Raw genomic sequence first — 14,848 nt, 5'->3', positions numbered from 1 at the left:
ATATCGTAGGCAACAAAAAGGAGGTCAACACGTTTTGAATAAAAAATATCTTTTTACAGTAGCGGCTATTCCCGCAGCATTTGTTGTGCCTGCTGTAGCAGGGGCAGAAGAAGTAACGACCCTTACAATAACAGGTAACCCTTTAGTAGGTGTAACGCTTAATGCCGACTTAAAAGGTGCACCAGCCGGCACATACATAAAAAGTTATCAGTGGTATTATGTTGAAGGGGGTTCCAATAAACCGATTCCTAGTGCAACAGAGGCTACATTTAAATTACCAGTAGAGGCAGAGGGTAAAACAGTCCTAGTGGAGGCTGTGACGACGACAGATACTAAATATACGAGTAGCCCAATAGTGGTACCAGAACTGTCCTTAAAAATTGAGAAACCTTCTTTTGAGGGGTACGGTCCTCAAAATAATGTGTTACCTGGTGACACAGTGAAAGTAATCGGAGCTAAAGTTACTGATACGAAGGGTGCTGTAATTCAAAGTAATCAAATTACATATAGCTATGAATGGTTTTATAAAACGGGCGATGTGTTTACGATTATTTCGGGAGTAAATACAGAGTCCTATACGATTCCTAAAGATGCGCTTGAAACAAATAAAAAAGATATATCGGTCAGAGTAATCGCGAAAGTCGGTACTAAGAGAGTGGAATCTGATTTCACAGAAGTGCTAACAGTTTCGAAACAGCCAATTGAAACACTTGTGACGAGCATTACGAACTTACGCAAAAGCGATAGCAAGTATCAGGTAACAGATTTTGCATCATTTGAAGCGAATGTAAAAGCATTAGAAACGAAATACCAAGCTCTTTCAGCTACTGCAAAGGCAAGCATTACGAACTATGATGTACTAAAGCGTGCGCTGGCAGATGTTGAGGCTATTAGCAAATTAAATAAGCAATTAGATAATATTCCGGCTGGGCAAAAAGACTTAGCGAAATATATTAGCGAACTAGAAGCGTCTTATGACAAGCTGGATTTATTACAACGTAGTTTAGACGTAAATGATACTTTGTACAGTGGTATTAAAGCTTTAGTAAAAGAACCATCTGATACCGCAGATTTAGCGGAAGTGAGAAGAATTAATAATGAGATTGTGGCGCTATTAAACTATGATAGTGCGCTCATTAAGTATGCCCCTAACAGTGTCGAAGCGTTACAGCTAGCGGTAAACAAAATAGAAGCTGATATTGCGAAACTATCGAAAAATTATCAAGTAGCTGTACAAAACCAAACGATACTTAAAGACGCTAAGCAAGATTTGAAAAAGATAGAACAGTTTATTAAACTTTTTGATAAATTGACAGCGAATACGACAGCGAACAAGCAGGTGACAATTGCTAAATCCATTCGCTCTAGCTATGAAAAATTAACGTATAAACAATTGCTTTTAGTGCCAAATGACTATAAAGTGAAGTTGCTTAATGCGGAAAATGCTGAGCAGGATATGATCAATCGTTTGAATGCGGAAATTAAAGCGTATATTGGTGATAAGCAATATCAAATTAAGCCTACAGCAGATTCATGGCAAGGCTATGTGAACAATATTAATAAAATCGTATCGGATTATAAAAGTTTAACAAAAAATTCAGCGGCTAAAATTATCGACTATGATCGTATTTTAATCTTGCAAAAAGACTTTAAAGCGGCAGAAAAAGTGATTAAAGATATAGATGGCTATAAAAAGCTTGCTAACACGGCTGGCGTGACAGAAAGTAAGCTGAAAACAAGCTACAGTAATACACTAAAAGCATACAATAAATTAACGACTTTACAGCAATCACTTGTTTATAATGCGCAGGAATTTTTAAATAGCTCTCCTAATATAACGGTAGGGAATAATGGCAATGAACCTACTGACAAGGCAGATGCGGAAGCACTGAAAGTTAAAATACAAGCTTTCGCCAATGTAACAAGTTATACATTTACGCAATTTGAAGCGGAAGTAGAAGAGGCAACAAAGCAATATAAAAAATTATCATCTCCAGCACGAAAATATGTAACAAACTATGATTTATTAACTACAGCGACAAAAGATCTTACTGGGGTAAGAGCATTCCATAAAAAAGTACAAGCAGCTCGAGAAGAACTAGATGTTGCAAAGCAAACGAAAAAAATTGAATCAGTCGAAGCGGCTTATGCGAAACTGCCTGCTAATCAACAGCATTTAGCGAAAGCGCAGTACGAGGATTTATTAAAAAATCGTTTAGTAGACACGACTGCACCTGATATTTCGAAATTAATACAAGATATTGCGGCAATTGAAACGGATGATTTATATAAAGTATCCATACAGGATATTCAAAACTTGGCGAACCAATATAATAAACTAAGTTCCAGCGATAAAAAACGCGTAACAAATGCGGCAATTTTAACAGCAGCTATTGCAGATGTTAAAAAGGTAGAGTCATTTATGAAGCAATACGATAAGTCGTTTGTAAGCAATCCAACAACGGTTATTAAAGCATTTGCGAAGCTAACATCTAAACAAATGAGTTTAGTCAGTGAAAATGTTCGCCAACAAATTATCGCCAAGGAGAAAGAACTTCAGCAAGCAAACGATATTGCATTAACGTTAATAGAGGACATTAATTCACTTGTCCAAAATGGCGATTATATTGCGAATTTAGAAGCGAAAGTGATGCAAATTCGCACTGCTTACGATAAACTAACTGCTTCTGAAAAAAGTGTCGTGAAAAATTATTCGAAGCTGACACAGGCAGAGAATGACTTGAAAAAAGTAGCAGAGGTTCATGCGCTATATGTACCTGATACAAATGGCAATGAAGCTGCTCGCAAAGCTTGGCAAACAGCCTATGGTAAACTCTCTAAAAAACTAGAAAATCTGTATAAGAATATGTACGCAGGCGATCTGTAAGCAGACTTCTGTGTAATCTTTAAAAATAGTATGTAAGGGGAAAGACAAACCTTACATACTATTTTTGTCTTAGTCTAACAGGGGCTAATTTGGTATTATATTTAAGGTAAGGTTTGAGAAGACATTCATTGTGTATACTAAGTCAGTAACTGTTTAGACATTTTCTTTTGTCATAATTTATGACAGACGCTACAATACATGGTTGACTTAGATGAATCAAATAGAGTCTTCGTAGTTCAAGCTATGAGGGCTCTGTTTTTAACTAGAAAAGGAGAGCACAGCAATGCGAATACATCATCATCAAGTTGAACATCACGATAGTCAATCGATAGGGCAGTGGGTTGAGCAGTTCCGTCCCTTTGCTAAGGAAGGGAAATGTGCCAGCTATATTCCAGCTTTAGCACAAAAAGATCCACAACAACTAGCCATCTCCATTATCGGACCGAATAGTGAACAAATCGTTGGAGGAGATGTAACGGAATTATTTACCCTCCAAAGTGTTTCAAAAGTTGTGACCTTTATTTTAGCTTGTATGGACCGAGGGTTGCCTTATGTTTTAGAAAGGGTAGATGTTGAGCCTACTGGGGATACGTTCAATTCCATTATTCGTCTTGAAAGTCATCAGCCTGGGAAACCTTTTAATCCGATGATTAATGCAGGAGCGATTACAGTGTCCTCAATGCTGGATGGCAATTCGCCACAGGAGAAAGTGGCGAAAATCCTGTTGTTTTTAGAACAAATGGTTGGCAAACAGTTAAAGGTAAACGAAGAAGTGTTTCAATCTGAATGGCAAACAGCTAATCGCAATCGATCATTAGCCTACTATTTAATGGATTCGGGCTTTTTAGATTGTCCAGTTGAAGAAGCATTGGAAGTTTATTTGAAGCAATGTGCAATTGAAGTCAATGTTTCGGATTTAGCAATGATTGGCTTAGTAATCGCGAATGATGGCTACCATCCACAGCGGAAAATTCAGCTCTTTCCAAAACAAGTGGCTAAATTAGCGAAAGCCCTAATGGTGACATGTGGTATGTATAATGCATCAGGTAAGTTTGCTGCTTTTATAGGTTTGCCAGCTAAAAGTGGTGTCTCTGGTGCCATTGTTGCGGCTGTTCCCAATCACGCAAGCTTGGAATCACCTTTCCCAGCTGGTTGTGGCATCGGGATTTATGGGCCAGCTATTGATGATATCGGAAATAGTGTAGCAGGTGTAAAATTACTTAAGCATGTTGCAGATGAGTGGAATATGACGATTTTTTAATGTTGATAGTGGTGAATAATTACATTACAGGAGGGCGCTTTCCATAGGCATATACGTAAACCGCAACCGTCGTAAATGACAGATTGTTGCGGCTTACGTTCCCACACAATGGAGAGAAATACATTTAATTTGTACTTGATGGCTGGTGCTATAAATTTCATATACCTTGTGAAGTCATGTTTAAGAATGTCTTTTTCTTTTATAGTGGTTCAGTCATGCCAAGTATGCCTGGATTTGAATGTTTGCAGAGTGAAAGTTTTTACTAAAAATCACTTTAACAGAATTGAAACATAGTTTCACAATCTACAACAACTATTATATTAATTTAAACATCCACCTGCTGCTGAGGCTCCTAACCACACTCATCCAATTGCAGCACCGAGAGCCCATCCTACTGGACCGCCAACACCTGCGAGTGTCATAAGTCCTGTAAATGCTGTTGTATGTGCAGCCGCCGCAAGAGCGGCTGCTCCACATCCACTAATTCTTGTCATCACAACAGCAGAATTTGCTTGATGTATAATATCCTCCTTCAGCTTTTTACCTTCTGGACTAGCGATAACATGATTTAGTTTTTCCAATGTTTGAACCAATTCACTAAAATAATCTTCACCGATTCGTGCTTTTAGTTCTTGCTCTTTTTCAATGATAACGGTTTCGCTAATTTCATCTAGTTTTAAATATTCAGTCACTATATAACTTACTTCGTCTAATGTTAAATTTGCAACTACTGCATTATTTTGTGGCAAAATTATTATACTAATCATTAATAGTAAAGTAATTAATATAAAAGATAGTTTTTTCTTCAACATTAAAATCTCTCCTATTCATGAAATAATTTTTAATCACATTAATACCCACTACAAAATGATTGATTATAAATATAAAACTATAGAAACACTCTTTGATATTTACTGTATATTTTTCTTTTTAGAAATTAAAGACATACATAGATTGATAATAAAACCTATGATTATTAATACTTGTAATAACGGCCATGTAATGCTTTCTTTAACTAAGCTTATTATGAAAAACACAATGACAACACTAACTAATGTAATCAATAGATTTTTCATTTTCATTGTTTCTGCCCCTTTGTATGAATAGTGGATGTTTGAATATCAAGTTCGCATACTTGCGCACCAAGCCTACATAGATTAACGATTAAAACATGTGGGTACAAATTTCTTAGGGAGATTATAATAAAATAACTGAAAATTTTCAATATATAAATAAATGAAATTACACTATTTTTCTTTCTATTAATCACTCTAAAAAGTAGGTTATTTTTCGTTTTATTATATGTTTATTTTGGAAAAGATGAAGTTTGTAAGAGGAGAGACTTTTGTTGAAAACGTTTATTTGTCATCCCTATTATCGCCTGACAACTTGATAGTATAAGGCGATAGCAATATTAGTTCTATAGCTACATATAGTAGTTTTGGTTAATTGGAGAACTGTAGGCGGTTTAATCATCTATTATAATGAAAGACAAGACGCAATGCATTGTGATTGCGTCTTGCTGTGGATTTGTTGCGAATTTATAAAATTGCTGTTATCTATTGTTGATATTTTTGCTTTTATAAAGAATGAAAAGAACGATAAACCAGATAGGTGTTAGTAAAAGCGCTGTTCTAGTCGCTTCGGAAATCAACATAATTACTAACAAAAACGCGAAGAAAGCAAGTACTAAATAGTTCACAAAAGGTGTCAATGGTGCTTTAAAAATCGACGCTTCGTGGAGTGCGCGGTTTTTACGTTTATAGATAATATGCGAGATTAGAATAATACTCCATACCCAAATAAAACAAATAGCACTAATCGTTGTTACGACGCTAAAGGCGTTTTCTGGCATGAGCTTGCTCAGTAATGCCCCTATTGATACAACGATGGCTGAAAGAACAAGTGCGTTACTTGGCACACTGTTTTTATTTAGCTTAGCAAAAGAAGCGGATACTTGCTTGTGACGGCCAAGATTATAAAGCATACGACTTGTAGAAAATAAACCACTATTGCCTGCTGAAGCCGCAGATGTCAGCACAACAAAATTGATAATACCTGCTGCGATAGGTATACCTGCTAATGAAAATACTTGTACAAATGGACTGCTTGTAGCAGACATTTCATACCAAGGGTTGATGCATAAAATGACTGTTAATGCGCCTACATAAAATAGTAAAATACGCAGTGGAATTTTATTAATGGCAGATGGAATATTTTTTTTCGGATCTGCTGTTTCTGCAGCAGAAACACCGACTAGTTCAACTCCTACGAAAGCAAAAACAACCATTTGGAAGGCCATTAGGAAGCCATAAATACCGTTCGGGAACAGCCCGCCATGTGCCCAAAGATTGTTTACTGATACAGTGCCAGAAGTTGTTTGAAAGCCTGTGAATAGCATGAATAATCCAATAATTATTAATGCAACAATTGTTACAACTTTAATCAGTGCGAACCAAAATTCGAGTTCTCCAAAAAGCTTTACTGTCAATAAATTAAGAAATAATAGCAGTACTAGACAGCCAATAGCGGGTATCCATTGCGGAATATTAAACCAATATTGTACGTAGACACCGACGGCAATAATATCTGCCATCGCGGTCATTATCCAACAAAACCAGTAGGTCCAACCAGTGACATACCCAGCCCAAGGGCCGATGTACTCTGTGGCGAAATCTGTAAATGATGTATAGCCTGCGTTTGATAATAGTAGTTCGCCTAGTGCCCGCATGACAAAAAATAAGGCGATCCCAACAATGAGGTAAGCCAAAATAATCGAAGGCCCTGCTAAAGCAATCGCTTTACCTGATCCTAAAAATAAGCCAGTCCCAATTGTTCCGCCAATTGCAATAAGTTGCACATGGCGATTTTTTAATTCTCGTTTTAACTGATGTTGTTCCAAGTTTATTCCCCCATAAGATGCGTAGAAGCGCTAGCTGGAAAATAAAAAAGAGACTAGTAGCAACACTAGTCTCGTAAACGTCAGAATAAAAATACCGTGACTGAAGGTTTAGTTTGTAACATATCCAATGCAACATTCGTCGTGTGGTATAGCTTTCATGGTGAAAGTTTATCTTACTCCTCTGTCCTTTTGCCTGAGATAGTGAACCCTTCGGCGACGCTAATTGCGCTCTCTCCAGAAATGCTCCTGCTATAGTTTCATCCATAGCATTCATAGCTTCAATCTTTATTTTAAGATATTATTTATCCTACCAATGACGAGCCAATAATACAAGGGTCAATTTTCAGTAGTATGCAGGTAAAAAGAAGAATTGGTTTCATGATGATATATTTGTTACAAAAAATAGTTATTTTAGACATAGAGTAATAAATACATTATCATTATTTTTACAACTACAAAGCTAAAAGAGGTGGAGGAATGGAGCGAGTAAAAGAAGCAGCACGATTGTTAGCACAAGAAGGGGTGAGTGAACAGGCCAAATTATTATTGCTAGATGCATTTTCTGAACAGCCCAATTGTATTGTTGCGCATAATTTGGCAGATTACCATAAAGAACAGGATCAATACGAAGAAGCATATCACTATGCATTGCAGGCTGTGGCATGGCAACCAAAAACGTATTCCCCATATGCATTATTAGGCGAATTGTCTATGCGCCAAGGTGACAATCATTCGGCACAGCAATGGCTAGAAAAAGCATATAACCGATTTCAATCACCGGTCGTAGCGCATAATTTAGCAACTCTATACAAGGCACAACAAAAATATGAACAGGCTGCTCAGCTTTTTATAAAATCGTATGAAAGCGAGGACTATGGGCTGATGCATGCTGTCGAATGTTTTGTGTTAGCCAACGATTTTCAGCATGCTAAAAAGTGGATAGCAATCATTGAACAAGAACAGCAACGATTTATCGGTGAAGTAGAGCTAGGAGAGTTGTACGGGCGAATGGGAGATTATCAGAAATCCGCGATGTGGTATGCAAAAGGCTACCAACATTATGCCCATACAGGTGAATGGATCGCAGATTATATATGGGTACTTCACCAATTAGGAGATGAAGCGCATAAGAAAGCAGTGATTGCAACGTTTATGGAGCAATGTACGCAAACAATAGCTGACTTGGCAAATAAGACGTTGGAATATGGCTGGACGGAAGAAGAAGTAGCAGAAGAAGAGGCGCAGCTTAGAGCGAATATGGAGCGGGTGAACAGTGCCCATTTACAGCACCACATTATGTTGCAAAATGAGCCGAGTATCGCTTCACGCTGTTATACTTTTTTCTGTCCGATGCATGATGAAGGACATGGTGACAGCGAACTAGATGGTTAGTCGTTAGACAACTACTATTATATAGAAGAAACTCTGAATATTAGCAAAAAGAATCCTTTACCAAAACATTTGGAAAGGATTCTTTTTATGAAAAAACCAAGCGCTAGTATCCTACTTCACTGAGGAAAGGACTATGTTAAATAGTCGCTATAGCCTGATTGAATTCACTTTGCTTATTGTTTTTTTGTTTTAATTTTACCAGTCCAATTACGGAAGCCGCCTTCAAGCTGGTAGATTTGATTGTAGCCACGTTTTTTTAGGTAAAGAGCAGCACGCGCGCTACGGCCTGTATTTTGACAGTATAAATATACTGGTAAATCTGGGCGGATTTCTTTATAACGTTGACGTAATGCTGTAGAAGGAACGTTTCGTGCGCCAAGGATATGACCTGCATCAAATTCTTTTTGTTCACGCACATCGATTAACTGCGCTTTACGGTAGCCTTCAATAAATTGTTCTTGTGTTAGGTTGGTTACGGCTTTTTTTAGTCGCATTGCATTAATCGCGATATATGCAATTAGCACTACTAAAACGACACCAATTGTGATAAGTATATCCAATTTCTTCTTACCCCTTTCTATCTTCTTTATTATTATAAAAGATGCGCTGGCGATAGTCCAATGAGTTTGATAAAATTAACTAGATTGTGGCTAGAAATGATTGATAGATGTAGGAGATGACATAATGACAACTTGGTATTTTCTAAATTCAGGAAAATGTAGTCCCTCTTTTAATATGGCACTAGATGAGGCATTGCTTGATTGGCATAGTGAGGGTTTAATTCCCCCTGTTATTCGTTTTTATGAGTGGGAGCCAGCGACATTGTCGATTGGTTATTTCCAACAAGCGAAAAGAGATATTAATTTAGATGCGTTACGTGAACAAGGAATAGGATTTGTTCGTCGTCCAACGGGTGGTCGAGCAGTATTACATGAACATGAGTTAACATATAGCGTTATTGTTACGGAAAGCTATCCAAATATGCCTGAATCCGTAACAGAGGCGTATCGAGTACTAAGTGAAGGGATATTGCAAGGCTTTCATAATTTAGGAATGGATGCCTATTTCAGTGTGCCTGACACAGAGGAAAAAAAGGCAGATTTGAAGCAGCCAAAAAGTGCCGTGTGTTTTGACGCACCGAGTTGGTATGAACTTGTCGTTGAAGGGAAAAAAATAGCGGGTAGTGCACAAACTCGTCAAAAAGGTGTTATTTTGCAACATGGCGCGATTTTACTTGATCTTGATGAGGATAAATTATTATCTGTTTTTAATTTTTCAAGTGAAGCGGCGAAAGAACGTATGCGCAAAAAGCTACCAGAGAAGGCAGTTGCCATTAATAGTCTTGTAAAAGAACCTGTGTCCATTGAACAATGTGTTACTGCTTTTCGAGATGGTTTTGCAAAATCGTTGCAAATTGAATTAAAACCATTTACACTTTCTGAGGAGCAATTAAAATATGTGCATGAGTTAGCGGAAAAAAAATATGCGCATGATGATTGGAACTTTAAAAAGTAAAATGTGGTATAAGAAAAATATTTTTTCACCGTTTAAACCTTGTAATGGCAAGCAGTAACCAATCTATTCGAAATTGCAAGAGTTGAATTTAAAAACTATATATAGTATCTTTTTAAAAGCGACATACACAATATGTAGTGTTTAACGGCACATGATATTGTGTATTTATTATTGTAAGGGGAGGCAAAACGATGGTACTTACAAATCATCAACCCGATGTAAACAAACAAATTGAACAGTTAAACAAAGATATTGAGCAATTCCCACAGGTTCACCCTGTCACGCCTGATATGCATATCACACATAAAGGTGTATCAAGACTTGTGATGATCGACCGCTACTCGTTTAAGGATACGGAAAAGAAAACGCTAAAAGCTGGTGATTTCGTCGTATTAACAGTGAAGGCAGATCCAAAATTCCCCGCACGTGGTTTAGGAACAATTCAACATATTGATAAGGCTACAAAAACAGCAGATATTTTGATTGAAGAAGACTACCGTAGCGCATTAGATGATCCAAAAGAGCAGGAAACAGGTGTGATTACACGTTCAATTGACGTGCTAGAAAAGCCTCTTGAAATTTTTTATGAACAAATTGCTAAACGAAATGCAACAGGGCTTGCTTCTGTTGAAAAAACAGCTGAAAAACGACAAGAATGGTTTGAAAAATTTTATCAGCAACTCGTTTCTTTAAAATTTGTACCAGCTGGTCGTGTCATATATGGAGCAGGATCTGAAACAGATGTAACTTTCTTTAACTGCTATGTAATGCCGTTTGTAGCGGACTCACGTGAAGGAATCAGTGATCACCGCAAGCAAGTAATGGAAATTATGAGCCGTGGTGGTGGTGTAGGAACAAATGGTTCAACACTTCGTCCTCGCAACACGTTAGCACGTGGTGTGAACGGTAAATCGTCAGGTTCGGTATCATGGCTAGATGACATTGCAAAACTGACTCACCTTGTCGAACAGGGTGGATCCCGTTAACCAAAACGGCGGGATTAAAATCTCGTGAATTGCTGGAACACCCTGAGAGCTTTTCTTGCTACAACGTAAACTGTGAAGTTAAGCGTGAATGCTTAAAAAAAGAAAAGATTGGGCAATCAGCAGCGAAGCATCTGGGGAAACACAGATGAACGTTCAACGACTATTGAAACTTCCTAAACTTTTAATACCACTTTGGAGGTGTAAGCATGGAAGAAGTAAATCGTAATGTACGGAGACGTCCTTACGAGGCGCGAGACAAAGAACGATTGATTAAAAAAATTATTGAGTTACATGAAGATGGAATGAGCCAAGTAGATATTGCGAAAATGCTCAGTATCGGTAGAGGAACAATTCTTAGATGGAACAAAGAATTAGAACTTTTTAAACCGAGAACACCTGGTGAAGCAGGTAAGCTGAAAAATAAAAAATATCATTATAATGAAAACTACTTCAAACAAGTTGATACAGCAAATAAGGCTTATTTAGTTGGCTATATAACCGGAGATGGAACCATTTTTGATCGTGGGACTTCTAAACGCTTAGTGTTATCACTTGCAGAGCAAGATCGACAACTACTTGAAGATATCGCTAAAGAATTATATATGTTGAATGCCATTAAATTTCGACGACGGAGAGCATCCAATGAACAAAATAAATATGCCTTAACAATTAATTCAACAGAAATGTGTAATGATTTAATAAAATTAGGGATTACACCACGAAAAACAGGGTTTGAACGTTGGGTTAACTTTGGAAGAGAAGATTTACAATGGGCATATTTAAGAGGTTTTTTTGATGCCGATGGTCATATTTCAAGTCGAGGAAGACTGGGGTTTACAGGAAATTGTCAAATGCTCCTGTCGTTGCTACAATTTCTACATGATAATCAATTAGCTTTATCTGTTCATAAACTTTATCCAAAACAAGGTTGCGTAGACTTGTACATCACTAGAAAAGATGATGTGAAAAAGATTGCTCAACAGTTATATAAGTTTGGCTCCATTCAACTCAATCGAAAATATGAAAAAATCAAATCATTCTTTGATGATATAGTCTGATCTTATGTGAAAGCATAAGAATGTGGCAGAAATGACCACATCTGAAAGGTATTTTAATATACTTTTTTTGTAACAAAAAGCGTGGGGCACAAATGATTATGCTAGCAGATTGGCATCCTGATATCGTGGAATTTATTATTTCAAAAATGCAAAATCCACGTATTTTACGATACCTAATGGAAAATACAGCAGATGAGACGATTATTCGTCTAGCGAAAGAAAAATTAAACTTTAAGCCGCTTTCAATGCAAGAAGAAGCAATGTATCAAGGCATTGTGAATTATAAAGGCATCGAAGGCTTAGGCGGATTCGATAGTGGCATTATTCGTGAAGCCGAAAATAAATTGCGTGACGGTGGAACGTACACAGTTCATAACCCAGAGTTTTTAACGGGTGCTAATATTTCTGTAACGTTAACGAAAGAATTTATGGAAGCTGTTGAAGCGGACGCTGAATTCGATCTGCGTTTCCCAGCGGTTGAAGAATATACAAAAGAAGAAATGGCTGTTTACAATAGTGAGTGGCATAAAGTTGGAGACGTACGTGAATGGGAGAAGATGGGCTATAAAGTACGCACATATCGTACGATTAAAGCAAAAGAGCTTTGGAATCTTATTAACGTCTGTGCAACATATTCGGCAGAGCCAGGAATTTTCTTTATTGACAATGCCAACGATATGACAAACGCGAAAGCATATGGTCAAAGTGTTGTTGCGACGAATCCTTGCGGTGAACAACCACTAGCACCGTATTCAGTGTGTAACTTAGCTGCTGTCAACTTAGCGCAGTTTGCCAATAAGGAAAATCAAACAGTTGATTACGAAGCATTACGTGAAACGGTTCGTGTTGGTGTTCGTATGCAAGATAACGTAATCGATGCAACGCCGTATTTCCTTGAAGAAAACCGTGTACAAGCTCTTGGTGAACGTCGAGTTGGCTTAGGAGTAATGGGCTTAGCGGATTTACTTATTTATTGTGAAAAAGAATATGGCTCAGAAGCGGGCAATGCACTTGTAGATGAAATCTTTAAAACAATTGCAGAAACTGCTTACGAGGCTTCTACAGAGCTTGCAAAAGAACGTGGCAGCTTCCCATTCCTAGTAGGGGCGACAGAGGAAGAAACAGCACGTTTACGTAAAGCCTTTACAGAAACAGGCTTTATGCAAAAAATGCCAGCGCACATTAAAGAGCAAATTTTAGCAACAGGTATACGTAACTCGCATTTACTAACAGTAGCGCCAACAGGATCGACAGGAACAATGGTAGGCGTAGCAACGGGTCTAGAACCATACTTCTCGTTCACATACTATCGTTCTGGTCGTCTAGGCAAGTTTATTGAAGTAAAAGCAGAAATCGTTCAAGAATACTTAGACCGTCATCCAGAAGCATCTGAAGATCAGTTACCTGAATGGTTTGTGACGGCAATGGAATTAAAACCAGAGGCACATGCGGATGTGCAATGCATTATCCAAAAATGGATTGATTCGTCGATTTCTAAAACAGTAAATGCACCGAAAGGCTATACGGTCGAACAAGTTGAAAAAGTGTACGAGCGCCTTTATAAAGGTGGCGCTAAAGGTGGTACGGTCTATGTTGATGGTAGCCGTGATTCACAAGTGCTGACACTAAAAGCAGAAGAAAATGATATGGATCAATTATCATTTGAAGAAGAATTAGTAGAAGAGCATGCAAAACGTCCAGTCGTATTAGTGGATACGATCCAAGCACTTGAGTCAACAACAGTTATCGGCTCAGATGTAGGGAACACATGCCCAGTTTGTCGTAAAGGCACAGTCGAAGAAATGGGTGGCTGTAACACATGTACAAACTGTGGTGCACAATTAAAATGCGGTTTGTAAAATAAAACCTAAAGTAAACCACTTCACCTTTATAGATGATTAGAGATGAGGTGGTTTTCTATTGGATAATTGTGTTAGTATTGTTCTGAATAGTAATGAAGAAAGTAACTTCAACTAAATCCATTTGGGTGGAGTGTTATTTTTTTCGAATCAGCGTTTCTCCAAGTGCGATTCCAACTGTAACAACTAAAATTGTTAGAATTAACAGAGCTTGTAAAATAAAATACCCAACTTGATCGAACATCGTATCTCTCCTCTTTTCTTAATAATACCTTCTATTATGAAATATTTACTTCCTAATTGAAGGGTCAAACGAACGAATAAAGCTCCCAATCAGTTCGATTTTTATCATATAGTTTACTTCATTCACATCATATATATGCAGTTGTTGTAATATTTCTTTAACGACAGGACGTTCAATATTTAATCAGCCTGCTGATTTTCTTAAGCGAACTAGGTGAAAGAGGATATTCTTTTAATAGGATTGAATATATCGTTAGCATAGCGATTAAGAAAAAGGTTTTCAATAAAAGGAGGAAACGACAAGTTGAAAGTGCTTTGTAAAGCTTGTAAATTAGAAATTTCTGAATCATTAATAGAATTAAAAGATTTAAATTTGATTAATAAAAATGATGGTCAAGATTACATTCCTAGAGGCTTCTATTTAATTCAACAAGAGACAGCTTACGATATAGTAAAAGGTTCTATCATTATTAACATCAAGGATTTAATCAATTCAAAACGCCATTCAAATAGAAGCAGATTAAATGGTTGTTGTGGTCTTGATGGTTGTGATGGAATGAATAGGGTCTGCTTGCATAATCACGAAATTGCTACAGAATACTCTGATTGTTGGAGGATCCATCAAGTGATATTCAACCCAGAGTTAGTAGAACTTATTTAACACTTACATATTAAACGACGAAGAGCCGTGTAGAAACCTGTATCTATGATTACGTGTGTAATTCATAAATACAGGTTTTTTTGT

Annotated in this window: 9 protein-coding genes, 2 pseudogenes and 1 riboswitch; of the genes and pseudogenes, 8 read left to right on the top strand and 3 right to left on the bottom strand. The window is 37.3% G+C overall.

The features are described 5' to 3' along the window. Positions 1-34: 34 nt before the first annotated feature. Positions 35-2,887, top strand: a complete 2,853-nt coding sequence (locus T479_RS13785; RefSeq protein ID WP_025219939.1) for a hypothetical protein — start codon at positions 35-37, stop codon at positions 2,885-2,887. Positions 2,888-3,170: 283 nt separating this feature from the next. Beyond that, positions 3,171-4,148 (top strand): glutaminase, encoded by a 978-nt coding sequence (locus tag T479_RS13780; RefSeq protein WP_025219938.1) that lies wholly within the window; start codon positions 3,171-3,173, stop codon positions 4,146-4,148. A gap of 362 nt (positions 4,149-4,510) precedes the next feature. On the opposite strand, the gene T479_RS13775 is transcribed toward T479_RS13780, so the two are convergent. Together T479_RS13775 and T479_RS13770 are read right to left on the bottom strand one after the other, a co-directional pair. Then, the gene (locus tag T479_RS13775) at positions 4,511-4,960 is read right to left on the bottom strand and encodes a hypothetical protein (RefSeq protein WP_025219937.1); all 450 of its coding nucleotides are present in this window, start codon (positions 4,958-4,960) and stop codon (positions 4,511-4,513) included. A 743-nt stretch (positions 4,961-5,703) separates the two neighbouring features. Further along, positions 5,704-7,050, bottom strand: coding sequence for an amino acid permease (locus tag T479_RS13770; protein WP_025219936.1), 1,347 nt, complete (start codon positions 7,048-7,050; stop codon positions 5,704-5,706). Between the two features lie 171 nt (positions 7,051-7,221). After that, a riboswitch (glycine riboswitch) is annotated at positions 7,222-7,298 on the bottom strand. Positions 7,299-7,527: 229 nt separating this feature from the next. Here T479_RS13770 and T479_RS13765 point away from each other — a divergent pair. After that, positions 7,528-8,442 (top strand): tetratricopeptide repeat protein, encoded by a 915-nt coding sequence (locus tag T479_RS13765; RefSeq protein ID WP_025219935.1) that lies wholly within the window; start codon positions 7,528-7,530, stop codon positions 8,440-8,442. A gap of 173 nt (positions 8,443-8,615) precedes the next feature. On the opposite strand, the gene T479_RS13760 is transcribed toward T479_RS13765, so the two are convergent. Further along, positions 8,616-9,002, bottom strand: coding sequence for a rhodanese-like domain-containing protein (locus T479_RS13760; RefSeq protein WP_024361208.1), 387 nt, complete (start codon positions 9,000-9,002; stop codon positions 8,616-8,618). Between the two features lie 124 nt (positions 9,003-9,126). Here T479_RS13760 and T479_RS13755 point away from each other — a divergent pair, with 124 nt between their 5' ends. The 5 genes and pseudogenes from T479_RS13755 (at position 9,127) to T479_RS13730 (ending at position 14,764) form a co-directional block, all read left to right on the top strand. Then, positions 9,127-9,957 (top strand): octanoyltransferase LipM, encoded by an 831-nt coding sequence (locus T479_RS13755; protein WP_024361207.1) that lies wholly within the window; start codon positions 9,127-9,129, stop codon positions 9,955-9,957. A gap of 191 nt (positions 9,958-10,148) precedes the next feature. Beyond that, positions 10,149-10,940, top strand: a pseudogene (locus tag T479_RS13750) (ribonucleotide reductase N-terminal alpha domain-containing protein); the annotation flags it as partial. 209 nt (positions 10,941-11,149) lie between these two features. Continuing rightward, a complete protein-coding gene (locus tag T479_RS23265; protein WP_081769910.1) occupies positions 11,150-12,001 on the top strand; it encodes an LAGLIDADG family homing endonuclease in 852 nt (283 codons plus the stop codon). Positions 12,002-12,078: 77 nt separating this feature from the next. Continuing rightward, positions 12,079-13,860 (top strand): annotated as a pseudogene (locus tag T479_RS13735) (vitamin B12-dependent ribonucleotide reductase); the annotation flags it as partial. Between the two features lie 553 nt (positions 13,861-14,413). Beyond that, the gene (locus T479_RS13730; protein ID WP_227665464.1) at positions 14,414-14,764 is read left to right on the top strand and encodes a hypothetical protein; all 351 of its coding nucleotides are present in this window, start codon (positions 14,414-14,416) and stop codon (positions 14,762-14,764) included. Positions 14,765-14,848: the final 84 nt, after the last annotated feature.

Source organism: Lysinibacillus sphaericus (assembly GCF_000600105.1).
Classification (GTDB): domain Bacteria; phylum Bacillota; class Bacilli; order Bacillales_A; family Planococcaceae; genus Lysinibacillus; species Lysinibacillus sphaericus.
The sequence above is the reverse complement of the archived record's forward strand: the minus strand, read 5'-3'. Positions and strand labels throughout refer to the sequence as shown.